The organism is Stenotrophomonas sp. Ste86, assembly GCF_024519465.1.
GTDB lineage: Bacteria > Pseudomonadota > Gammaproteobacteria > Xanthomonadales > Xanthomonadaceae > Stenotrophomonas.
On record NZ_JALJRW010000006.1, the window covers coordinates 102,951 to 124,333 of the forward strand.

A 21,383-nucleotide genomic window follows, 5' to 3' on the forward strand; every position below is an offset into this window, starting at 1 on the left:
CGGTCGCATCCGCCCCTGCCGCCGCGCCGATGCTGGGCATCGGCACGCCTGCACGGTAAAGTCCACAGCCGACCAGGAAGCAGTCGAGAACCGCATGCCCACCCAGGCAGCAGACCGGAGAGGATTCCGGGTCCATCTTTCCCATCGTGCGCGCTCATGAGCGCGACGATGCTGGATACCTACCGTGAAGTGATCACGCCCGAAGGCGTGCCGCTGCACCTGCCCGCCGCCGGCCCGGTGCCGCGTGCGTTGGCCTGGGCGATCGATTTCGCGGTCCGTTTCGGCGCGCTGCTGCTGCTCAGCATTCCACTGGCCTTCCTCGGCGATTTCGGCAAGGGCCTGTACCTGGCGCTGATGTTCCTGCTGATGTGGGCCTACACCATCGTGCAGGAAGCGGTGTGGGGCCGCACGCTGGGCAAGCGTGCGCTCGGCCTGCGCGTGGTGGCACGCGACGGTGCGCCGATCGGCTGGATGGCCGCGATCACCCGCAACCTGCTGCGCACCGTGGACATGCTGCCGTTCGGCTACGCGGTGGGGCTGCTGTCGAGCCTGTTCGACGCGCATGGCCGCCGCCTCGGCGACCTGGTCGCCGGCACCGTGGTGGTGCACGACCGCGCCCGCCCGGTGCTGGGCAGCGTGGCCATCGACACCGTGCTGGCCCCGCCCCAACCGCTGCAGCCGGCCGAACAGGCCGCGGTGGTCGCCTTCGCCGAGCGCGCATCGCGCTTGTCCTCGCCACGCCAGCAGGAACTGGCGGCGATCGTCGCCCCGCTCAGTGGTGGTGGCGGGCAGGTCGGGGTGCTGCGTCTTTACGCCATGGCCAATTGGCTGCTGGGGCGCCGATGAGGCAGGAACAGTTCGTCACCCGCTACCAGGGTGAGTGGCAGGCGCTGGAACGCTGGATGGCGCTGCGGGGCGACAACGCGCGCGGCGCGCGCGGCCAGGTGGCCGATGATCCACTCAACGACGAAGACATCCCGCAACGTTATCGACGCCTCTGCCAGCAGCTGGCATTGGCGCGCAAGCGCGGTTACAGCCCGCAGCTGGTGGCGCGCCTGCAGGGGCTGATGCAGCAGGGCCACAGCCTGCTCTACCGCACCCCACCACCGCGCTGGCGGCGTGCGCTGGAATTCCTGTTCGCCGACTTCCCGCAGCTGGTGCGCAGCCAGGCGCGCAGCATGTGGGTGGCCACCGCGCTGTTCGTGCTGCCACTGGTGGGCACGTTCGCGCTGGTGCAGTGGTATCCGGCATTCATCCATCTGCTGATGGGCAACGCCGAGATCGCGGCGATGGAGCGCATGTACGATCCGGCCTCCGCGCACCTGGGGCGCGACAGCGGCACCGACTGGATGATGTTCGGCCACTACATCATGAACAACATCAGCATCGGTCTGCGCACCTTCGCCAGCGGACTGCTGGCCGGGGTCGGCACGGTGCTGGTGCTGGTGTTCAACGGGCTCACCATCGGCGCGGTGGCCGGCCACCTGCAGCACATCGGCCACGGCGATCCGTTCTGGCGCTTCGTGGCCGGGCACGGCGCGTTCGAGCTGACCGCGATCGTCATCGCCGGCGGTGCGGGCCTGCAGCTGGGCATGAAACTGCTCGCACCCGGCCGGCGGCGGCGCATCGATGCGCTGGTCGAAGGCGGGGTGATCGGCGCGCGGCTGTGCCTGGGCGTGGCCGCGATGCTGCTGGTGGCCGCCTTCATCGAAGCGTTCTGGTCCTCGATCGCCGCGGTGCCTGCCTGGGGCAAGTACGCCGTCGCCGCGGCGCTGTGGAGCGCGGTGTTTGCCTGGTTGTGGCGCGGTGGACGCGGGAGCGCGCATGCGCATTGACCAGCTCAACGTGGTGCTGCGCGCACGCAGCGGCTGGGAAGCGGTGGAACTGGGCACCGCGCTGGTGCGCCGGCATGCGCGGGCGATCTGGCTGCCGTGGCTGCTGCTGGGCCTGCCGCTGTTTGCGCTGGTCAATGCGCTGGCATGGTGGACCGATACGTTCGGCTGGGCGTGGCTGCTGATGTGGTGGCTCACGCCGGTGTTCGACCGGCTGGCGCTGTATGTGATCTCGCGCGGTATCTTCGGCGATGCGCCGAGCGCCTTGCAGACGCTGCGCGCGCAACGCGCGTGGGGCTGGAGCGGCTTCTGGGGCTACCTGGGCTGGCGCCGCTTCAGTCCACTGCGTTCACTGCTGATGCCGGTCAACCTGCTGGAAGGCAACGCGGTTGAACATCGCGGCGCACGCCGTCGCGCCGTGGCCGGTGCGGCGTTCGGCCATGCGATCCTGCTGACGGTGACGTGCATGGCCTTCGAGGTCGCGCTGGTGGTGGGCGGGATCGCGGCGGTGTTCATGTTCGTCCCGTTCGAGCTGCTGTCCGATTCCTGGCGTGCGGCGTGGGCGATGGTCAGCGAGGACACACCGGCGTGGGCCAGGTTCGGCTTCAACCTGCTGTCCTGGCTGGCCATCAGTCTGATCGGGCCGTTCTACGTGGGCGCCGGCTTCGGCCTGTACCTCAACCGGCGCACCGAGATGGAAGCCTGGGACGTGGAGATCGCCTTCCGCCGCCTGCGCGACCGCCTGCAGCAGGCCGCACCGCTGCTGATGCTGGCCCTGGTGCTGGTCTGGCCGACCGGCGGGGTGCAGGCCCAGCAGCGCGACACCCCCGCGTCTGCGACCGCGCAGGGCGGCGAGGAGGAGGACGCAGAGGCAGAGGCAGAAGCAGAAGAAGACGTCGACGACACCCCGCTCACCTACGCCAACGACCCCGGCAATACACCGGCGGCGATCTTCGGCAACGGCGACGTGGACACGGCCGGCTTCCGCCAGGCCGTGCAACGTGCCTACGAAGATCCGTTGCAGAGCCCGACCCGCCAGGTGACCCATTGGGAGCGTACCCAACAGGATCCGGCGAAGAAGGAAAAGAAAAAGGACGACGACAGCGCCGCCAAGCGCGACACGGCTCGCAAGGGACCGCTGCTGCCGGCGCAGATCGCCGAGTGGCTGCTGTGGGGCATGGTCGGTGTGCTGCTGCTGATCCTGGTCGCCACCGCGCCGCGTTGGCTGCGCTGGCTGCGCGGCACGGGCAAGACCTCGCGCGACACGGTATCGACGGTCGTCGAAGATGACATCACCGTGCCCGATGAAGTCCCTCCGGATGCCGCCGCGCGGGCGCGTGCGCTATGGCAGCAGGGACGTCCGCGCCAGGCGCTGGCGCTGCTGTACCGGGCCAGCGTGGAATCGATGAGCGAACGCGCGCAGACCGCGCTGCCGCCCGGTGCCACCGAGGCGCAGTGTCTGCGCGTGTCGCGGCGCATGCCCGAGGCGGCCGACCGCGCCCTGTTCGAGCGCATCGTGCGGGTCTGGCAGTACGCCGCCTACGCCGGCCGCCTGCCCGATGACGAGGCGTTCGCCACGCTCGCCAGTACGTTGCAGCAGCAGTTCCGGTGGCGCGCATGAGTACGCGCCTGCGCTGGCTGCTGGTGATGCTGGGCGTGCTCGTGCTTGGCGTGCCGCTTACCATCCTGTTCCTGCGTACCCACCACCGGGTGACCGAAACCGAGCAGCTGCCGCCGCAGGGTGAAGCCCGCTACAACCCACTGTATGTGCTGGGCCAGGCGCTGCGCGCCGACGGCATCGAGGTCCATTCGCACCCGCGCGTGGACCTGACAACCCTGTCGCTCAAGCCGCACGACACCCTGGTGCTGCTGCAGGACACCACCACCCTGCCGCCGCCCACCGCGCGCGCGCTGCTGACGTGGGTGGCGCAGGGCGGCCATCTGATCGTGCGCACACCGCCCAGCACGCCGGCCGATATCGACGGCAACGGGCCATTGCTGGACGCCCTGGGCGTGGACGCCATCGACTACGGCAGCGGCTGCCAGCCCTTCCATGTGCGCGATGACGAACACCATGTGGAATTCTGCCATGGGCGACGCTTCGGCGTGACGCCGCCGGCAGGCATGCGCCTGGAACGCGGCTGGGGCGAAGACGATGCCGACAGTGACGCGTATGGGTGGGTGTTCGCGCGCCTGCGCCACGGCCAGGGCAGCGTGGACGTGCTGGCCGACCTGGACTTCATGAAGGGCATGGGCCGCCCAGCCGTGCTCGACAAGCCCGATGCAAAGCAGGGTGAGTACGTCGACGGCCTGCACGACAAGGCGCACCGCGACCTGACCCGCTACCTGCTGGCGCCTCGCTACGGCGAAGGCCGCATGTGGCTGGTGTACGGCGCGCGACCGCCGTCGCTGTGGAACCGTCTCTTCTACCAGGGCTGGCCGGTATGGGTGCCGCTGCTGCTGGCCCTGCTTGGCTGGCTGTGGCAGCGCGCGCAGCGCATGGGCAGCCTGTTGCCGTCGCCGGCGATCGAGCGCCGCTCGCTGCTGGAACACGTGCGCGCCAGCGGCGAACACCTGCTGCGTTACGGCAAGGCCCCGCTGTTGTACGAGGCGGTGCGGCGTTCGTTCCTTGCCCGCCTGCGTCGGCGCGCGCCCACCGCCGCCGCGTTGAACGGCGAGGCGCAGGTGCACGCCGTCGCCACCCTGCTGCACTGGCCGCATGCCCGCGTCCAGACTGCGTTGAACGCTCCGGCCTCGCGGGACCTGCCCGGTCTGCGCGAGCGCATCCGCCTGCTGATCCAGATGAGAAACCTGCTATGACCGAGCCGACCCCACCGCTGCTGCCGCCGCTGTCTCCTGCCGAACCCGCGCCGGCCCCGGCCGGCCTGTCCGGTCCCAGCGTGGTCGAACGCGTCGATGCCGTGCGCGATGCCGTCGGACGTGCCTTCATCGGCCAGCCCGAGGTGCTCGACCAGATCCTGATCGCGCTGCTGGCCGGTGGCCACGTGTTGATCGAAGGCGTGCCCGGCCTGGGCAAGACCCTGCTGGTGCGCGCCCTGGCCCAGGCGCTGGAGCTGGACTACGGCCGCGTGCAGTTCACCCCGGACCTGATGCCCAGCGATGTCAGCGGGCATGCGGTATACGACCCCAAGTCGGAGAGCTTCAAGATCCGTCGCGGCCCGGTGTTCACCAACCTGCTGCTGGCCGACGAGATCAACCGTGCACCGGCCAAGACCCAGTCGGCGCTGCTGGAAGTGATGCAGGAAGGCCAGGTCACCATCGAAGGCAAGGCGTTCGCGCTGACCCCGCCGTTCCTGGCGCTGGCCACCCAGAACCCGGTCGAACAGGAAGGCACCTACCCGCTGCCCGAAGCGCAGCTGGACCGCTTCCTGCTCAAGGTGCTGATCGACTATCCGTCGGTGGAAGACGAGAAGCGCATGGTCGATGCGATCACCACCGGGCGCAGTGCGGCCGACTTCGATCTGTCCCAGGTGCCGCGCGTGCTGACCGCCGCCGAGGTGGTGGCACTGCAGCAGGCCACCGCGGCGATCACGGTGGATCCGGAAGTAATCGACTACGCGGTGCGGATCGTCGCCGCCACGCGCCACTGGCCGGGCATCGCGCTCGGCGCCGGTCCGCGTGGCAGCATCGCGCTGGTGCGTGCCGCGCGCGCGCAGGCGGTACTGGCCGGGCGGGACTTCGTCACCCCCGACGATGTCCGCGACATTGCCAAGCCGGCCTTGCGTCATCGCATCGCGCTGGCCCCGGAACTGCAGATCGAAGGACAGAGCGCCGACGACGCACTGGACGCGCTGCTGGCCAAGGTGGAAGCGCCGCGCAAATGAGCCCAGGGCTTAATGCTGATCGCGCGCGGGGCGGCCGATGAGGCCAGCCCCGCTGCTGCTCGCCCTGGTGCTGGCATGGAGCCTGCTTGGCCTGCCGGTGGCCTTCGGGCTGTGGCCACGCTGGAGCTGGGGTGCCATGGGCGCGGCGATCGCGCTGCTGGCGCTCGTCGACCTGCTGCGGCTGCGTCGGCAGCCCTCGCCCAGCCTGCAGCGCGAATTGCCCGAGGCCCTGGCCCTGAACGTGGCGCGGCCGGTGACGCTGCGGCTGGAATCCAGCCTGCGCCAGCGCGTGGACGTGTTCGACCTGGTGCCCGGGCAGTGGACGCTGCAGGGCCTGCCGCGCGCATTGACGCTCAAGCCGCTGGTCGCCAGCAGTTTTCAGTACAGCCTCACCCCGACCGCGCGCGGGCGCTTCGTGTTCGAGGGCGTGCACCTGCGCGTGCATGCACCGTGGCGGCTGTGGCGGCAGCGCCGCACGTTGCCACCGGCACTAACGGTGCGGGTGTATCCCAACTTCGCACCGCTCACCCGCTTTGCCCTGTTCAGTGCCGAACAGGCCTCGCGGCTGGTCGGCGCACACCTGAAGCGGCGGCGTGGCGAAGGTACCGATTTCCACCAGATGCGTGAGTACCGCATCGGCGACAGCCTGCGCCAGATCGACTGGAAGGCGACCTCGCGCGCGCGCAAGCTGATCTCGCGCGAATACCAGGACGAAAAGAACCAGCAGTTGATGCTGATGATCGACACCGGTCGCCGGATGATGGCCAGTGAAGGCGGGCTGTCGCACTTCGACCATGTGCTCAATGCGGCGCTGGTGGTGGCCTACCTGGCGCTGCGCCAGGGGGATGGCGTGGGCCTGTTCGCCAGCGGCGGCGATACGCGCTGGGTGGCACCGCAGCGCGGCATGGGCGCCATCGACCGGTTGCTGCGCGCCAGCTACGACCTGCAGGCCACCCCGGTGGCCACCGACTACCTCGCTGCGGCCACCGAGCTGTCGCTGCGGCAGCGGCGACGTTCGCTGGTGATGCTGGTCACCAACGTGCGCGATGAAGACATCGAAGACCTGCTCGCCGCGGTGCGCCTGCTGCAGCGCCAGCACCTGGTATGCGTGGCCAGCCTGCGCGAGCGCGAGCTGGATGAGGCGCTCACCCAGGACGTGGAGACGCTGCAGGACGCCACCCAGGCCGGCGCCATCGCGCGCTACCTGCAGCAACGCAGCGACGCGCACGAGGCGCTGCGCAGCCACGGGGTGATGGTGCTGGACGTCACCGCCGATGCGCTGCCGGGCGCGCTGGTGGAGCGGTATCTGGCGGTGAAGCGGGACGGGCTGCTGTAGGCCACGACCGTGGGCGGTGGCCGGCCTGGACGGGTCAGACGTAAATGCGCATCGGTGCTTCGTCGATGATCGCGTGCGGCACGAAGCGGGCGCTGTCGCGGGTGATGCGGCTGCTGTCTTCGCGGATGCCCATGCCACAGGCCTGGTCGCCCACCACCCAGCTGCCGACCAGCGGATAGCCGCCGTCGAAACGGGTGAGCGGATGCGCGGCCTGACGGATCGCCGGGCCGGTGTAGGGGCCTTCGCTTTCCTGCCAGCTGCCGTCGGCCAGGTGCATGGCAACATTGGCGCCTTCGCGCGAGAACAACGGCTTGCGCACCCAGCCACGCGGCAGCTCGCTGCCATCGTCGAACTCGGCGGCGAGCAGGTTGGGATGGCCGCGGTGACGCTGCCACAGCAGCGGCAGCACGCCCTTGTTGCTCAGGATCGCCTTCCACGCCGGTTCCAGCAACTGCACGCCCGAGGCCGGCAACGCCTGACCGAACGACTCGGTCATCAGGTCTTCCAGCGGGTACAGCTTGAACAGGCTGCCGATCACCGTGTCGTCCAACGCAGTGAAGCGGCCGTCTTCGGACAGACCGATATCTTCGATGGCAATCGCCTCGCCGCGCAGCCCGGCCTGGGCGGCGCAGTCGCGCAGGTAGGCGACCGTGCCCTGGTCTTCCTCCGAGCTGCCCACCGCACTGAAATACAGCGGCGGTGGCAACTGCGCGGAGAGCTGCGCAAAACGCTCCACCAGCGCTTCATGGATCGCGTTGAACTGGTCGGCGTGGGGCGGCAGGCGGTTCTGGTTGCGTTGGTCTTCCAGCCATTGCCACTGGAAGAAGGAGGCTTCGAACAGCGAGGTCGGGGTGTCGTAATTGAGCTCGTAGAGCTTGGCCGGGCCGTTGCCGTCGTAGGCGAAATCCAGCCGGCCATACAGATGCGGTTCGCGGCGCCGCCAGCTGTCGGCGATCCAGTCGCGGAACTGCGGCGGGATCGCCAGCTGGTCCATCAACTGCTCGCTGCCGACCACTTCGTCCACCAGCCCCATCGCCATTGCATGCAGCTCGGCGCTGGGGTCTTCGATGTCCTGCTCGATCTGGCGCAGGGTGAAGGCGTAATACGCGCTCTCGTCCCAGTACGGCAGGCCGTCGATGGTGTGGAAGCGGAAGCCGGACTCTTCCGCCCGAGCGCGCCATTGGCTGCGCTCGGCGATACGCACGCGCTGCATCGGTCAGCCGCCGACGCTGCTGCGGCCGCTGCTGGTGCTGCCGAAGCCACCGCGGCTGGCCGTGACGGCACGGTTGGGGGTGGCGTTGACCGGGGCCAGGCCAGCCTTGCCCGCGCCGATGCCACTGGCGGTGTTCAAGCCGCCGCTGCCACCCGGGGCCGGGCGCGCCCAGCCGTTGGCCTTGTCCTGATAGGCCGGGCTGGCGGCCGGCGCCTGCGCCAGGCCGGCGCCACGGTTGCCGAGCATCTGCGACATGAAAAAGCCCATCATCATCGGACCGATGAACGAATGGCCGGTGGAGGTCTTCTGTTCCACGCACTGCTCGGCGCTGTAATCGGCCTGGCAGGCTTCGCGCGAGGCGTACTTGGGGGCGGCATCGGCCGACTGCTTCTGCGCGTTGGCAAAGGCGGTGCGGCAGCTGGACGGATCGCCGGTGGCCTCGGTACAGGCCTGCACCGAGGTGTACAACCCTTCCTGCACCTTGACGGCGTCGTCCTTCTGGCAGGCGGTGAACAGCAGCGGCGCGGCGCTCATCAACAGCAGCGCGGTGGTCCTGGAACGTTTCATGGCGTCATGCCCCCTAATGCGGTTATCCCCTCAATCATGCCTCATCGTCGCGAACAACCAAAACCGGCAAAGCGCGGAAGATGAACGACGTTTCAGCATTCGCCTGAACCGTCCTGGGCGCCGTCGCTGCGGCAGCGGCGAAGGTGGTTGCAAACGCAACCGGAATTTTTCGGCAGAATCGAGGCGAAACGCGCCCCCACGGCCCGCCCGATCCTGCCAGCCACCATGCCTGAATACCGCTCCCGTACGTCCACCGCCGGCCGCAACATGGCCGGGGCCCGCGCCCTGTGGCGCGCCACCGGCATGACCGATGGCGATTTCCACAAGCCGATCATCGCCATCGCCAACTCGTTCACCCAGTTCGTGCCCGGGCACGTGCACCTCAAGGACCTGGGCCAGCTGGTGGCCCGCGAGATCGAGCAGGTCGGCGGCGTTGCCAAGGAGTTCAACACCATCGCGGTGGATGACGGCATCGCCATGGGCCATGACGGCATGCTGTATTCGCTGCCCAGCCGCGAGATCATCGCCGACTCGGTGGAGTACATGGTCAACGCGCACTGCGCCGATGCGCTGGTGTGCATCTCCAACTGCGACAAGATCACCCCGGGCATGTTGATGGCCGCGTTGCGCCTGAACATCCCGGTGGTGTTCGTCTCCGGCGGGCCGATGGAAGCGGGCAAGACGCGGCTGTCCGAGCACAAACTGGACCTGGTGGATGCGATGGTGATCGCCGCCGATGAAAGCGCCAGCGATGAGAAGGTGGCCGAATACGAGCGTAGCGCCTGCCCCACCTGCGGCTCCTGCTCGGGCATGTTCACCGCCAACTCGATGAACTGCCTGACCGAAGCGCTTGGCCTGTCGCTGCCCGGCAACGGCTCGACCCTGGCCACCCATGCCGACCGCGAGCAGCTGTTCCGCCGCGCCGGGCGCCTGGTCGTGGAGCTGTGCCATCGCTGGTACGGCGGTGAAGACGCCAACGCCCTGCCGCGCACCATCGCCAGCGTGGCCGCATTCGAGAACGCGATGACCCTGGACATCGCCATGGGCGGTTCGACCAACACCATCCTGCACCTGCTGGCTGCCGCGCAGGAAGCGGAGGTGGATTTCGACCTGCAGGCCATCGACGCGCTGTCGCGACGCGTGCCACAGTTGTGCAAGGTCGCGCCGAACACCCCGAAATACCACATGGAAGACGTGCACCGCGCCGGTGGCGTGTACGGCATCCTCGGTGAACTGGCGCGTGGCGGCCTGCTGCATACCGATGTGCCGACCGTGCACAGCCGCACGCTGGCCGAGGCGATTGCGCGCTGGGATGTCGCGGTGAGCGAGGATGAAAAGGTGCGCGACTTCTTCCGTGCCGGCCCGGCCGGCATCCCTACCCAGGTGGCTTTCAGCCAGGCCACGCGCTGGCCGACGCTGGACGTGGATCGTGAAGAAGGCTGCATCCGCGCGGTTGCCCATGCCTACTCGGCCGAAGGCGGGCTGGCGGTGCTGCGCGGCAACCTGGCGCCGGATGGCTGCGTGGTGAAAACGGCCGGCGTGGATGAATCCATCCATGTGTTCGAGGGCAATGCGCGCGTGTTCGAGAGCCAGGACGCGGCCGTGGCCGGCATCCTCGCCGACACCGTGGTGGCCGGCGACGTGGTGGTGATCCGCTACGAAGGCCCGCGCGGTGGCCCGGGCATGCAGGAGATGCTGTACCCCACCAGCTACCTGAAATCCAAGGGCCTGGGCAAGCAATGCGCGCTGCTCACCGACGGCCGTTTTTCCGGCGGCACCTCGGGCCTGTCGATCGGCCATGCGTCCCCGGAAGCCGCGTCCGGCGGTGTGATCGGTCTGGTCCGCGAAGGCGACCGTATCCGCATCGATATCCCGGCGCGACGCATCGATCTGCTGGTCGATGACGCCACGCTGGCCGCGCGCCGCGTCGAGCAGGATGCACTGGGCTGGAAGCCGCGCGAGGCACGCCCGCGCAAGGTCACCGGTGCGTTGAAGGCCTATGCGCTGCTGGCCACCAGTGCCGACAAGGGCGCGGTACGCGACCTGTCCAAGCTGGAAGGCTGACGCGGTAGCGCCACGCCACGCGTGGCTGGATGCCCGGCCAACCCCATCCATCTGCGAAATGCAGCCACGCATGGCGTGGCTCTACCGGGCGTGCGTGGCGCTGCGATGCCGCGTCAGCCGATCACCCGCTTGAACGGCGGTAGTGAATCGATGATGCGCTTGCCGTAACGGCGGGTGAGCAGGCGCGAGTCGAGGATGATCACCCGGCCGGTGTCGGTCGAGGTACGGATCAGACGGCCGGAGAACTGGGTCAGCGTGCGCAGCGCGTGCGGGATCGCGATCAGGTTGAACGCATTCAACCCACGGCTTTCGAACCACTCGCTCAAGGTGGAGGTCTGCGGATCGGTCGGCACCGCGAAGGGCACCTGGGTGATCACCACCGTGGTGCAGGCCTCGCCCGGCAGGTCCAGGCCTTCGCCAAACGAGTTCAGCCCGAACAGTACCGAGCCCTCCCCGGCCGCAGTGCGCCGCAGGTGCTCGTCGATCATCTTCTGCTTGGCGCTCTCACCCTGCACGAGCACCCGTTTGCGCTGCGCGGCCGGCATCAGCTCGGCCACTTTTTCCATCTTCCAGCGCGAGGTGAACAGCACGATGCTGCCCTTGCCCCAGTCCAGCTCCCGCACCAGGTACTTGGCCACTTCCTTGGGATGCCCTTCCTTGTCGTCCGGGGTGACCGGGAACGCCGGCACGATCAACTGCGCCTGGTTGGGCAGGTCGAACGGGGAGGACAGCGAGACCAGCTCGGCATCTTCGGGAATGCCGTTGTCGATGGCCAGCGACTGGAAATCGCCGCCGCCGGTGAGCGTGGCCGAGGTCATCACCACCGAATCCACTTCATCCCACAGCAGCTTGCGCAGCACGTGCGCGGCTGAGATCGGCGAGCCGTGGAGGATGAAATCCCCCTCGCGCGACATCGTCACCCAGCGCGCCATCGGCGGCTGGCCGTCCTTGTCTTCACGGCGCCAGGCGGTCCACAGGTTGTGCTGCTGCTCGATCATCTCCAGCGCCATGCCGAGGTTGCGCTGCAGGCGCTCGCGCGCGGCGTCCTCGGGCTTGCCCTTGGCCACCTGCGCCAGCGCGGCATGGGCCCAGTTGAACAGGCTGCGGGTGTCGTCGGCGATGGCCTCGATATCGGCCATCCAGATCTCCGGCAGGCGCCCGTTCGGGGCGCGCCACATCGGCTCCTGCGCGGACGGGTCCGGGCGCCAGCTGCGGTCGATCACATCGCGGAACGCCTTGAGCTGCTTGCTGACCTTGGCAGCGGCCTCGATGGCTTCGTTGGGCAGCAGGTTGCCCAGCTTGTCCTTGTCCACGGCACGGTAGGACGCGGCGATCAGCACCTGCAGGCGGCCGGTGCGCTTGGCCATCTCATCCAGGGCCAGGCTGGCCGCGCCCTGGTCGATGGCCACGCTGCCGATGTGATGGCCTTCGTCGAGCACCAGCAGCATGTCCGAGGGAGCGGCGATCAGCGGCTGGCCGTTGTCGCTCTCACCGATGGACAGCGCCGACAGCAGCAGCGCGTGGTTGGTGACCACGATCTGCGCATCGCGCACGGTGTTGCGCGATCGCAGCACCGCGCACTGCGCCGAGTAGGCGCACTTGCGCCCCGCGCACCCGGAGGCCGGCGTAGTGATGCGCGAGCGCAGCGTGTTGCTGATGGTCTCCGGGGCGTTGTCGAGGTCGCCGTTCCAGCGGCCTTCGAGAAATTCCTTGCTCAGCTTCTGCGCCAGGTCCATTTCGATCGGGGCCAGCGGCCGGTCGAACAGCGGCTGCTCATCCTCGAACATGCCTTCCTGCGCGCCCTCGCCATGCGCTTCGGCGGCGTTGCGCGTGCACAGGTAGCGGGTGCGCCCCTTGGCCAGCGCCACGGTCGCCTCGATGCCGGTGGCCTTGAGGAAGTTGGGGATGTCGCGCTCGACCAGCTGCGACTGCAGCGCCACGGTACCGGTGCTGATCACCAGCTTCTTCTTGGTGGCCAGGGCGATGGGGACGCCAGCGGTCAGGTAGCCCAGCGACTTGCCGACGCCGGTGGGCGCCTCGACCACGCCCACGCCGCCGCTGTGCGACAACGCACGCGAGACCACGCCGATCATCTGGCTCTGCGAACGCCGGGTACTGAAGCCGGGGGTATTGGCCTGCAGCTTGGCGTAGGCATCGCGGATGGCGGCCTTCATCTCATCGTTAAGCGCACGCGGGGCTTCAACTTTTTCGGTCACGCCGGGAGCTACCTGCCTGGATCACGGCAGGTATTTTCTCACGAGCGGAGGGCAGTGACCGGCACGGATTTCCGCGCCGGTTCAGATCCGGGATGCAGGTCCGAAGTTCAGCCGGCGGGGGTCTGGTTTCGCGTGCGCAGCGCGCGGGTCATCGCCCACACCAGCAACACGATGGCCAGCGCGTCGAACAGGCCCAGCACGAAGTGCGCCCCGCCCAGCCACAGCGACAGGTTGCGCACCGAATCGTAATTGCCCTGCTGCACCAGCCACATCGGCACCACGTTGAGCACCAGCCCGGCCACGGCGGTCACCGCCAGCAGCGCCAGCGCCCACAGCGCCACGCTGCGTACCGCCGTGCGCGGGGTGTCGACCACCCAGACCACCGACACCGCCAGGGCGATCAGGATCGGCAGGCGCGTGGCGACCATGCCCAGCACGGACATCATCATCTCAAGGTTCATGCGCTCAGTCCTCGCCGGCCAGCGCATTCTCGCCGCGCAGTTCCGCATACACCGCATCGGTCTGCGGACGCACCGCATGCCACTGCAGGAAGCTCTCGGCGGCCTGTTCAACCAGCATGCCCAGCCCGTCCACCACGTTGCGGCAGCCGGCCGAACGCGCCCACGCAATGAAGGCGATGGCGGCCTCGCCGTAGTTGAGGTCCACCGCCGTGGTCATGCTGTTGACCAGCCCCAGCGGCAGCTTGAACTCGGCGTCGCGGTCGCGCCCGGCCGAGGTGGCGTTGATGATCAGTTCGAAGTCGCCCAGCTCGCGGATGTCTTCCCAGTAACGGGTGATCGCCCGGCCCGGCTCGCCCATGGCGTCGATCAGCGCATCGGCGCGTTCGGGCGTGCGGTTGACCACCACCAGTTCCAGGATCCCGGCATCCAGCAGCGCCGGGGCGACGCTGCGGGCCGACCCGCCAGCACCGATCAGCAGGGTGCGGCGGCCACGCAGGTCCAGCCCGTGGCGGTCGGTGAGGTCGCGCACCAGGCCGATGCCATCGGTGGTGTCGCCATGCCAGCGGTCGCCCTTGCGCAGCAGCGTGTTGACCGCACCGGCCCGGCGCGCACGCGAGGTCAGCGTGGTGCACAGCGCGAAGGCGGCTTCTTTGTGCGGCGCGGTGACGTTGGCGCCTACCCCGCCTTCGGCGGCGAACGCCTCCAGTGCGGCAGCGAAATCCTCCGGGCTGGCCTCGATGGCACGGTAGTCCAGCGCGATGCCTTCCTGGTGGCCGAACGCGGCGTGGATCCGCGGCGACTGCGAGTGCGCGATGGGCTGGCCGAATACGGCGTAATGGTCGGCGGTCATGGGTGTGTGTCTGCTCCGGGCCTAGAATGGAACGCAAACCCCCAACGGACGCGGCTATGCGCACTCCATTGTCACTGCTCGCGCTGTGCGCCAGTTTACTCTCCGCGCCGCAGGCGATGGCACTTTCCGAATTCGGCATCGAGGGCATGGGCGTGGTCTCGACCAAGGCCAACGAAGCCCAGGCCACGATCTCGCCGGACGGCCAGCGGATCGTCTGGACCAGCGACCGCCCCGGCGGCGCCGGTGGCTGGGACCTGTGGCAGGCGGTGCTGCGTGACGGCCGTTGGCAGGACCCGACGCCGCTGGCGCTCAACACCGGCCGCGATGAGCTCGACCCGTTCTTCAGCCATGACGGCGCCTGGCTGTACTTCGCCTCCAACCGCGACGGCGGGCGCGGCGGTTTCGACCTGTATGCCGTGATGATCCACGCCGATGGCGGTTTCGGACCGATCATGTCGATGCCGCTGACGGTCAACACCGCCGACGACGAGCGCCGTCCGGCCGTGCGTCCGGACGGACAGGCGTTGCTGTTCGCCCGCAATGGCACGCACACCCAGGGTGGCTTCGACCTGTACGTGGCGACCGCGCAGGGCCGGGGCTTCAATACGGCCAAGCCGCTGCCGGCGCCGCTCAACAGCGCGGCCGATGAGCTGGGCGGCGACTGGCTGGGCAACGACGGCGCGCTGGCGATCACCCGGGCCACCGCCAGCGGATCGCAGGTGTGGCTGGTGGGCTGTGACTACCGCCAGCCGGCCACGCCGCTGACGCTGTCGTTCAACACGGCCGATGGCCAGACCGGGTCGCCGGTGGTGGACGCCTCCAAGCCGTCGGAAATGACGGTGGCTGGCGTGGCACGCGCACCGCGTGCCGGCGGGCTGGATCTTTATCGGATGAAGACGCCGGCGGCGCCGGGGACGGCCTGCCGCTGAGGGTCTATCGGCGCCGGGGAGGCAGCCACGCGTGGCGTGGCTCTACCCCGGCTGGCGGTTGCCCTGCGGAAACGTGGCCTGGCCTGCCTGTATCAGCCGCAGGAACCCGGTAGAGCCACGCCATGCGTGGCTGCTTTTCCCGGCCGCACCGAACGCGCGGGTGCGCTCAGCGCGATGCCAACAACGCCGCGCGCTGTTGTTCGTACTGCGCTTCGCTGATCTCGCCGTTGTCCTTGCGCTGGTTCAATTCGGCCAACTGCGCCTGCAGTGCCGGTGCCAACTGGCTTTCGCGGGCCACGCGGGCGGCGGCCGAGGGCTGCTCCGGCGGCCGCTTGGCGGCGCGCAGCACCCCACGGATGATCAGGCCGATCACCACGGCGAAGACGGTGACCCCGGTGCCCCAGGTGAGCCACTGCACCCATCCCATCGTCTGCATCATTGTCGTCCTGTGTGCGTGTGGGCGCGTATTGTCAGCGCTGCTGCAGCCAACGCGCCACCTGCGGCGCGAAATAGGTCAGCACGCCATCGGCGCCGGCGCGCTTGAAGCCCATCAGCGACTCCAGCACGCAGGCGCGTTCGTCCAGCCAGCCATTGGCGAAGGCGGCCTTCATCATCGCGTACTCGCCGCTCACCTGGTAGGCGAAGGTCGGCACGCCGAACTGCTGCTTCACCCGGCGAACGAGGTCCAGATAGGGCATGCCCGGCTTGACCATCACCATGTCCGCGCCTTCTTCCAGGTCCAGCGCGATCTCGCGCATGGCCTCATCGCCGTTGGCCGGGTCCATCTGGTAGGTTTTCTTGTCGGCCTTGCCGAGGCTGGCCGAGCTGCCCACGGCATCGCGGAACGGGCCGTAGAACGCCGAAGCGTACTTGGCCGAGTAGGCCATGATGCGCACGTTGACGTGGCCGGCGGCATCCAGCGCGCGGCGGATCGCCCCGATGCGCCCGTCCATCATGTCCGACGGCGAAATGATGTCCACGCCGGCCTCGGCATGCGACAGCGATTGCTTCACCAACGCCTCGACGGTGATGTCGTTGAGCACGTAGCCCTTGTCGTCGATGATGCCGTCCTGGCCGTGGGTGGTGTAGGGGTCCAGCGCCACGTCGGTCATCACGCCCAGCTCGGGGAAGCGCGACTTCAGCGCACGGATCGCCCGCTGCGCCAGGCCGTTGTCGTCCCATGCCGCGGCCGCATCGAGCGACTTGCCGGCCGGGTCGATCACCGGGAACAGGTCGATCACCGGAATGCCCAGTTCCAGCGCTTCCTCGGCCACCTTGAGCAGTTCGTCGATGGACAGCCGCTCCACGCCGGGCATCGAGGCCACCGGCGCGCGGCCGGCCAGATCGTGCACGAACACCGGGTAGATGAGGTCGTCGGTGGTGAGCGTGTTTTCGCGCATCAGGCGGCGCGAGAACTCGTCGTGACGCATGCGGCGGGGGCGGTAGTCGGGATGGGCCATGGGGTTGCTCCGTAACGGAATGCGGTAGGGCGCGGCAGGTTTACTGCAGCAGGTAACGATGCGGTTGCAGCGGCGCAGGCAGGGGCGTCACGCCGAGGCTGTCGAGCAGGTCGATTTCGATGGTGCGCACCAGCGCATCCAGCGGCAGGTCGTTGGGCTCCAGCCCGAACGGCTCTTCCATCTCTTCGCCCAACTGGTCCAGGCCGAAGAAGGCGTAGGCCAACACCGCCGACACCACCGGGGTAGCCCAGCCCAGCGAGCTGGCCAGGCCGAACGGCAACAGCACGCAGAACATCCACGCGCAGCGGTGCAGCAGCAGGGTGTAGGCGAACGGCAACGGCGTGGAGAGGATGCGCTCGCAGCCGGCCTGGATACTGGACATCGCATGCAGGCGCGTCTCGAACTGGCTGTAGAGAATGGGATCGAGGCGGCCGCCGCGCAGCGGCTCGGCCAGGTCGGCGGCGATCATCGCCAGCAACTGGTCCGGCACGTTGAGGCGTTCGCCCAGGCGCGCGTGGTCTGCATCGCTCACCCAGGGCAGCGCGGCCAGCCCGGCATCGCGACCGCGCAGCTTGGCTGCCAGCGCATGGGCGAAACCGATCCCGAGCCGACAGATGCGCGCGCGGCGCGGCGCATCATCGGCCAGCAGCGCCGTGCACAGCCGCGCCAGGCTGCGCGATTCGTAGACCAGCTGGCCCCACAGCTTGCGGCCTTCCCACCAGCGTTCGAAGCAGGCGTTGTTGCGGAAGCTCAGGAAGATCGACAGCACCAGGCCCAGCAGGGTGAACGGGGCCACCGAGACGCGCTCGATGCCCGGCGGGTGCCAGACCTCGGCGAAGGCGGCCACGGCGATCGACAGCAGCAGGATCGCCAGCACCTTGGGGGCCACCGCCGGAACGATGGAGCCGCGCAGGATGTACAGCAGTTGCCAGCCGTGGGGACGAGGACGAATGATCATCGAGAGCGGGAGTGGCGCCCGGGCGGGCGTGGGCCGGCGGCAGGCCCGCAGCGGCAGCGGTAAATTGTACGCCGATGCGCGGCGCTGCCCGGTCGCTGCGACCGATGGTCGCAGCCGGTCGTGTCACCGGCGATCGGGCTCAGACGATGCCGCCGCCCAAGCCCAGGCGCACGATCCCCACCACCACCACGATGCCGTTGAGCACCAGCCCGGCCCAGGCCCGGCCGCGCTTGGTGGGGTGGGTGAACAGGATGCCCAGCGCGGCGATGACCGCGCCGACTGCCGCGAACGGGATCAGGAACCAGTTGCCCCAGCCCAGCAGCGGGATCAGGGCCAGGATCATCCACAGCAGTGCCAGGATGCCCCACAACAGACTGATCAACCCCATGCCAGGCTCCTTCGATGATATTGGCGTCACCATAGCCTAAAACCGGCGCGTAGCTGACGCGTTCATCGGCGCCTGCGGCCGGTCGCACGGACCGCGGCACGCCGCTCACCTGGACAGTGCTAGCGTGAAGATCACGACGTTGGCACCGATTCAGTGGTCGCCACCGATGATCGCGCCACGGGCCGATGGTCCCTACCGAACAGGGGTGATGCATGAACATCCGATCGATTGCCGTACTTGGCGTGCTGCTGGCCCTGGCCGGCTGCGCCAGTACGTCCAAGGTGATGCTGGGCCAGGCGCGCGCGCCGGTGGATCCGGCCAGCGTCCAGATCTATTCGACCCCGCCGGCCGGCTCGGTCGAGATCGCGCAGCTGGAATCGGCCAGCGCGGTGGGCTTCGGCACGCAGGGCCAGACCGACGCGGCGGTGATGCGGCTCAAGCGCGAAGCGGCCGCACTGGGCGCCAATGGTGTGATCCTGATGGGCGTAGGGTCCAGCGGCTCGCCGGTGGGCATGTCGGTGGGTGCCGGCAGCTTCGGCTCGCACGTGGGCGGCGGTGTAGGCATCGGCATCCCGACCACCCAGAAGCGGGCGGCCGGCGTGGCGATCTGGGTGCCCAACCCGGCGCCACCGGCACGCCTGCCGACGCAGACGATCACGCCGCAGCGGTAACGGCAAAACCCGCCGCGGGATCCATTAGGGTAGTGCCGGCCGCTGGCCGGCAACCTCGCACATCCTGATGGGCTCATGAGGTTGCCGGCCAACGGCCGGCACCACCCGTCCGCGCCCGGAGGATGGGCGCGGACGGCAGACCGGTCAGCGCTTGGCTGCGGCCTTGTACTTCGGCACGAAGACCTCGTTCACCGCCTGGGCCAACTGGTCAGGCGGCAGCAGGCCCTGGTCGAGCAGGAAGTTGTTGAACGCCAGGCGGTCGAAGCGCTTGCCCAACGCCAGCTCGGTCTGCATGCGCAGTTCCAGGATGCGCGTGTACCCGTAGAAGTAGCTGCCGGCCTGGCCGGGCATGCGCACCATGTAACGGTCCAGTTCCTGGGTGGCCATCGCTTTGGACAGGCCGACCTCGTCGATCAGCACGCGCTCGGCGTTGGCGCGGTCGATCAGGCCCAGGTTGAGCATCGGGTCGAGCATCGCGCGGGCGGCGCGCAGCAGGCGGAACTGCAGTGCGATCAGCTGCCCGTCCAGCGGTTCGTACGGCACCATCTCCGCTTCGGCATACAGCGCCCAGCCTTCGACGTTGACCGAGTTGAACGCGAACATGGTGCGTGCCAGCGAGATACCGCGCTCGACCATGGCGGTGAACTGCAGCTCGTGGCCCGGCCGGCCTTCGTGCGCGCTCAGCGTCCACGCGGCCGAACCGAAGTTGAAATCGTCGTACTGCGCGGCCTTGTCGCCGGCGGCGGGGTTGCCCAGCGGCAGTACGAAGGTGCCCTGCTGCCCGGTGTTGCCGACCAGCGGCGCGGGCAGGAAGTGCGGGGCCGGCGAGGCCGCGCTCTCGGCCGCCGAGCCCAGCCGCATCTGCATCGGGCGCTGCGGCACGTCGACGATCTTCTCGCGGCGGATGATCGGGTCGATTGCATCGATCACGCCACGGTAGTGGTGCTCGAGCTGGTCGTCGGCGATCTTGTCACCCTTCAGCGCGCGCACCACCGCGACCGGATCGGTCGGGTCGGCCACCTTCAGGCCCTTGGCCTGGACCACCAGCGGCGCCAGCTGGCGCATCGCCGAGCGGGTTTCCATGAATTCCAGCTGCGCACGCTGCATCAGCACCGCCGGGGCGATGTCGATGCCTACCCGCTTGAGCTGGTAGGCGTACAGCGGCTCGGGCAGGCGCGCGTCGGTGCGGGCCTTGGGCAGCACCGCGCTGCGGGTCCAGTCGCGGTACTCGCGCAGCTGGGTGGCAATGGTCTTCAGCGCTTCATCGGCGCCGGCCACCTTGTACTTGCCAAACAGCTGTTCGATGCCGGTGATGTAGGTGTCCACGTTGGCCAGCGACTGCTCGACTTCGATCTTCGTCGGCTGCAGCAGGGTCTTGTCGCCCAGGCGCTCTTCATAGCGCTGGCGCGACAGCGTGGTGACCGGCTGGGTGCCCGGGGCGAGGCCGGCATACGCCTTCAGGCGGTCCAGGGCCTTGGCCCGGCGCTCGGCGGGCACCTGGTCGGACAGCAGCAGGTTGAGGCCGCTGAACACGGTCTGCGGGGTATCGCTCCACGGCAGCAGGTACTTGTCGTTGAGCTCGCTGCCTTCGATGTTCTGGCTGGCCGCGGCGATCATGATCGCCAGGTCCTGGCGCACGTTGGGATCGCGCTCGGTGCTCAGCTTGGCCTGTAGTTCGGTGCGTGCCTTGGCCATGGCCGCGCGGTAACGGGCGCCGTTGTCCGGGCCGAAATCGGCCACCTTGTCGTCATAGCCGGGCACGCCGAAGAAACCGGTCTCTTCCGGCTGGAATGGGCCCTGCGCATCCAGCAGGATCTGCGCCAGCTGGTTGCTGCGGGTGACCCACGCCGGGCTGGCGGCGGGTTTGGCGGTGGCAGGCTGGGCAGCGGCCTGCCTGGCCAACGCCGGCGGCGCCGACAGGGTGGCGGGGACGGTCAGGGCCAGCGCAACAGCAAGGACGAGCGGCTTCATGCGGGAACTCCAGGGCAGGATGCCTGCGACCCTACGCACTCACGGCGCGCCCGGCAATCGGCCGGAGGTCATGCGCCGATCAGGCCCCCAGCGACCCGGACGGCACCGGGCATTGGCCATTGGCGCGGCATTCTTCCAAGGCGCAGCTGTCGGCGGCCTCTTCGTCGTCCAGTGCGGTGAGGTCGATGGCCTCCTTGCCCTCAGTGACCACGTACAGCATCGGGTAGTCCCATTGCCCGCCGCTGCGCCGGGCATTGAGGAACAGGCGGCCATCGCCGCGCGGGCCGGACAGCGCGATCACGAACTGGCTCTGCCCGGTGGTGTGCATGGAACCGGCCGGCAGGTAGCCGTCCTGCACCGGCTCGCCGAGCGCCTGCACCAGTTCGATGTTGCAGCGCGCGCGGCGCATGGCCTCCTGGTAGGGCGTGCTGGATTTGCTCCAGTACGCCCACTGCGACAGCGCGAACCACACCGCCCAGACCGCCGCGGCGATCCCCACCACCACCGCCAGTGGCATTGCCCAGCGCCAGTGGCGGCGCCACCAGCCGGTGGATGCGGTCTTTCCGGTCAATACGGGGGGCGATGTCATCGGCAAACTCCTTGTCGGGCCGGTGGCGGAAGC

The 21,383-nt window shown here is 68.9% G+C and carries 20 protein-coding genes; 9 read left to right on the plus strand and 11 right to left on the minus strand.

Annotated elements, in window-relative coordinates; all coding sequences use genetic code 11:
- Positions 1 to 156: 156 nt before the first annotated feature.
- Genes NR101_RS08320 through NR101_RS08345 form a run of 6 tightly spaced genes read left to right on the plus strand, consistent with a single transcriptional unit; the run spans position 157 to position 7,013 of the window.
- Positions 157 to 846, plus strand: a complete 690-nt coding sequence (locus NR101_RS08320; RefSeq protein WP_256774811.1) for an RDD family protein — start codon at positions 157 to 159, stop codon at positions 844 to 846.
- Positions 843 to 1,835, plus strand: a complete 993-nt coding sequence (locus NR101_RS08325; protein ID WP_256774812.1) for a stage II sporulation protein M — start codon at positions 843 to 845, stop codon at positions 1,833 to 1,835. Before NR101_RS08320 ends, NR101_RS08325 begins: the two co-directional genes overlap by 4 nt.
- Positions 1,825 to 3,453 (plus strand): DUF4129 domain-containing protein, encoded by a 1,629-nt coding sequence (locus NR101_RS08330; RefSeq protein WP_256774813.1) that lies wholly within the window; start codon positions 1,825 to 1,827, stop codon positions 3,451 to 3,453. The genes NR101_RS08325 and NR101_RS08330 overlap by 11 nt, the downstream gene beginning before the upstream one ends.
- Entirely contained in the window at positions 3,450 to 4,652 is a 1,203-nt protein-coding gene (locus NR101_RS08335) for a DUF4350 domain-containing protein (RefSeq protein ID WP_256774814.1), read from the plus strand. The genes NR101_RS08330 and NR101_RS08335 overlap by 4 nt, the downstream gene beginning before the upstream one ends.
- Positions 4,649 to 5,677 carry a MoxR family ATPase gene (locus tag NR101_RS08340; protein WP_256774815.1) on the plus strand — a complete coding sequence of 343 codons (1,029 nt, stop codon included), beginning with the start codon at positions 4,649 to 4,651 and terminating at the stop codon, positions 5,675 to 5,677. The genes NR101_RS08335 and NR101_RS08340 overlap by 4 nt, the downstream gene beginning before the upstream one ends.
- A gap of 37 nt (positions 5,678 to 5,714) precedes the next feature.
- Positions 5,715 to 7,013: a DUF58 domain-containing protein gene (locus NR101_RS08345; protein ID WP_256774816.1), complete on the plus strand. Its 1,299-nt coding sequence runs from the start codon at positions 5,715 to 5,717 to the stop codon at positions 7,011 to 7,013.
- 34 nt (positions 7,014 to 7,047) lie between these two features.
- Here the strand turns inward: NR101_RS08345 and NR101_RS08350 are convergent, their stop codons facing one another.
- Positions 7,048 to 8,226, minus strand: coding sequence for a glutathionylspermidine synthase family protein (locus tag NR101_RS08350; RefSeq protein ID WP_256774817.1), 1,179 nt, complete (start codon positions 8,224 to 8,226; stop codon positions 7,048 to 7,050).
- Positions 8,227 to 8,229: 3 nt separating this feature from the next.
- A complete protein-coding gene (locus NR101_RS08355; RefSeq protein WP_256774818.1) occupies positions 8,230 to 8,793 on the minus strand; it encodes a DUF1190 domain-containing protein in 564 nt (187 codons plus the stop codon).
- Positions 8,794 to 9,018: 225 nt separating this feature from the next.
- Here NR101_RS08355 and ilvD point away from each other — a divergent pair, with 225 nt between their 5' ends.
- Positions 9,019 to 10,857 (plus strand): dihydroxy-acid dehydratase, encoded by a 1,839-nt coding sequence (gene ilvD, locus NR101_RS08360; protein WP_256774819.1) that lies wholly within the window; start codon positions 9,019 to 9,021, stop codon positions 10,855 to 10,857.
- 113 nt (positions 10,858 to 10,970) lie between these two features.
- Here ilvD and dinG read toward each other — a convergent pair whose 3' ends face one another.
- From dinG to aroE, 3 genes are all read right to left on the minus strand, one after another.
- A complete protein-coding gene (dinG, locus tag NR101_RS08365; RefSeq protein ID WP_256774887.1) occupies positions 10,971 to 13,031 on the minus strand; it encodes an ATP-dependent DNA helicase DinG in 2,061 nt (686 codons plus the stop codon).
- Between the two features lie 149 nt (positions 13,032 to 13,180).
- Positions 13,181 to 13,534 carry a hypothetical protein gene (locus NR101_RS08370; RefSeq protein ID WP_256774820.1) on the minus strand — a complete coding sequence of 118 codons (354 nt, stop codon included), beginning with the start codon at positions 13,532 to 13,534 and terminating at the stop codon, positions 13,181 to 13,183.
- Positions 13,535 to 13,538: 4 nt separating this feature from the next.
- A complete protein-coding gene (gene aroE, locus NR101_RS08375; protein ID WP_256774821.1) occupies positions 13,539 to 14,384 on the minus strand; it encodes a shikimate dehydrogenase in 846 nt (281 codons plus the stop codon).
- Positions 14,385 to 14,440: 56 nt separating this feature from the next.
- Here aroE and NR101_RS08380 point away from each other — a divergent pair, with 56 nt between their 5' ends.
- Positions 14,441 to 15,313: a TolB-like protein gene (locus NR101_RS08380; protein WP_256774822.1), complete on the plus strand. Its 873-nt coding sequence runs from the start codon at positions 14,441 to 14,443 to the stop codon at positions 15,311 to 15,313.
- A 166-nt stretch (positions 15,314 to 15,479) separates the two neighbouring features.
- Here NR101_RS08380 and NR101_RS08385 read toward each other — a convergent pair whose 3' ends face one another.
- The 4 genes from NR101_RS08385 to NR101_RS08400 form a co-directional block, all read right to left on the minus strand.
- Complete coding sequence (locus NR101_RS08385; protein WP_256774823.1) at positions 15,480 to 15,752, minus strand: SHOCT domain-containing protein; 273 nt, start codon at positions 15,750 to 15,752, stop codon at positions 15,480 to 15,482.
- Positions 15,753 to 15,783: 31 nt separating this feature from the next.
- Positions 15,784 to 16,773 carry a porphobilinogen synthase gene (gene hemB / locus NR101_RS08390; protein WP_256774824.1) on the minus strand — a complete coding sequence of 330 codons (990 nt, stop codon included), beginning with the start codon at positions 16,771 to 16,773 and terminating at the stop codon, positions 15,784 to 15,786.
- Positions 16,774 to 16,813: 40 nt separating this feature from the next.
- A complete protein-coding gene (locus NR101_RS08395) occupies positions 16,814 to 17,731 on the minus strand; it encodes a bestrophin family protein (RefSeq protein ID WP_256774825.1) in 918 nt (305 codons plus the stop codon).
- A 139-nt stretch (positions 17,732 to 17,870) separates the two neighbouring features.
- Positions 17,871 to 18,119, minus strand: coding sequence for a hypothetical protein (locus NR101_RS08400; RefSeq protein WP_256774826.1), 249 nt, complete (start codon positions 18,117 to 18,119; stop codon positions 17,871 to 17,873).
- 212 nt (positions 18,120 to 18,331) lie between these two features.
- Here NR101_RS08400 and NR101_RS08405 point away from each other — a divergent pair, with 212 nt between their 5' ends.
- The gene (locus NR101_RS08405; RefSeq protein WP_256774827.1) at positions 18,332 to 18,790 is read left to right on the plus strand and encodes a hypothetical protein; all 459 of its coding nucleotides are present in this window, start codon (positions 18,332 to 18,334) and stop codon (positions 18,788 to 18,790) included.
- Between the two features lie 144 nt (positions 18,791 to 18,934).
- Here NR101_RS08405 and NR101_RS08410 read toward each other — a convergent pair whose 3' ends face one another.
- Together NR101_RS08410 and NR101_RS08415 are read right to left on the minus strand one after the other, a co-directional pair.
- Positions 18,935 to 20,761, minus strand: a complete 1,827-nt coding sequence (locus NR101_RS08410) for a DUF885 domain-containing protein (RefSeq protein ID WP_256774828.1) — start codon at positions 20,759 to 20,761, stop codon at positions 18,935 to 18,937.
- A 79-nt stretch (positions 20,762 to 20,840) separates the two neighbouring features.
- Positions 20,841 to 21,350, minus strand: coding sequence for a cytochrome c oxidase assembly factor Coa1 family protein (locus tag NR101_RS08415; RefSeq protein WP_256774829.1), 510 nt, complete (start codon positions 21,348 to 21,350; stop codon positions 20,841 to 20,843).
- Positions 21,351 to 21,383: the final 33 nt, after the last annotated feature.

Excerpts from the sequence above, each read along its gene's own strand:
- NR101_RS08320 (WP_256774811.1), top strand. The coding sequence starts at position 157 with ATGAGCGCGACGATGCTGGATACCTACCGTGAAGTGATCACGCCCGAA.
- hemB (WP_256774824.1), bottom strand. The coding sequence starts at position 16,773 with ATGGCCCATCCCGACTACCGCCCCCGCCGCATGCGTCACGACGAGTTC.
- NR101_RS08415 (WP_256774829.1), bottom strand. The coding sequence starts at position 21,350 with ATGACATCGCCCCCCGTATTGACCGGAAAGACCGCATCCACCGGCTGG.
- NR101_RS08385 (WP_256774823.1), bottom strand. The coding sequence starts at position 15,752 with ATGATGCAGACGATGGGATGGGTGCAGTGGCTCACCTGGGGCACCGGG.
- NR101_RS08405 (WP_256774827.1), top strand. The coding sequence starts at position 18,332 with ATGAACATCCGATCGATTGCCGTACTTGGCGTGCTGCTGGCCCTGGCC.
- NR101_RS08345 (WP_256774816.1), top strand. The coding sequence starts at position 5,715 with ATGAGGCCAGCCCCGCTGCTGCTCGCCCTGGTGCTGGCATGGAGCCTG.
- NR101_RS08325 (WP_256774812.1), top strand. The coding sequence starts at position 843 with ATGAGGCAGGAACAGTTCGTCACCCGCTACCAGGGTGAGTGGCAGGCG.
- NR101_RS08395 (WP_256774825.1), bottom strand. The coding sequence starts at position 17,731 with ATGATCATTCGTCCTCGTCCCCACGGCTGGCAACTGCTGTACATCCTG.
- NR101_RS08410 (WP_256774828.1), bottom strand. The coding sequence starts at position 20,761 with ATGAAGCCGCTCGTCCTTGCTGTTGCGCTGGCCCTGACCGTCCCCGCC.
- NR101_RS08380 (WP_256774822.1), top strand. The coding sequence starts at position 14,441 with ATGCGCACTCCATTGTCACTGCTCGCGCTGTGCGCCAGTTTACTCTCC.
- NR101_RS08370 (WP_256774820.1), bottom strand. The coding sequence starts at position 13,534 with ATGAACCTTGAGATGATGATGTCCGTGCTGGGCATGGTCGCCACGCGC.
- NR101_RS08400 (WP_256774826.1), bottom strand. The coding sequence starts at position 18,119 with ATGGGGTTGATCAGTCTGTTGTGGGGCATCCTGGCACTGCTGTGGATG.
- aroE (WP_256774821.1), bottom strand. The coding sequence starts at position 14,384 with ATGACCGCCGACCATTACGCCGTATTCGGCCAGCCCATCGCGCACTCG.
- NR101_RS08350 (WP_256774817.1), bottom strand. The coding sequence starts at position 8,226 with ATGCAGCGCGTGCGTATCGCCGAGCGCAGCCAATGGCGCGCTCGGGCG.
- dinG (WP_256774887.1), bottom strand. The coding sequence starts at position 13,031 with ATGAAGGCCGCCATCCGCGATGCCTACGCCAAGCTGCAGGCCAATACC.
- ilvD (WP_256774819.1), top strand. The coding sequence starts at position 9,019 with ATGCCTGAATACCGCTCCCGTACGTCCACCGCCGGCCGCAACATGGCC.
- NR101_RS08330 (WP_256774813.1), top strand. The coding sequence starts at position 1,825 with ATGCGCATTGACCAGCTCAACGTGGTGCTGCGCGCACGCAGCGGCTGG.
- NR101_RS08355 (WP_256774818.1), bottom strand. The coding sequence starts at position 8,793 with ATGAAACGTTCCAGGACCACCGCGCTGCTGTTGATGAGCGCCGCGCCG.
- NR101_RS08340 (WP_256774815.1), top strand. The coding sequence starts at position 4,649 with ATGACCGAGCCGACCCCACCGCTGCTGCCGCCGCTGTCTCCTGCCGAA.
- NR101_RS08335 (WP_256774814.1), top strand. The coding sequence starts at position 3,450 with ATGAGTACGCGCCTGCGCTGGCTGCTGGTGATGCTGGGCGTGCTCGTG.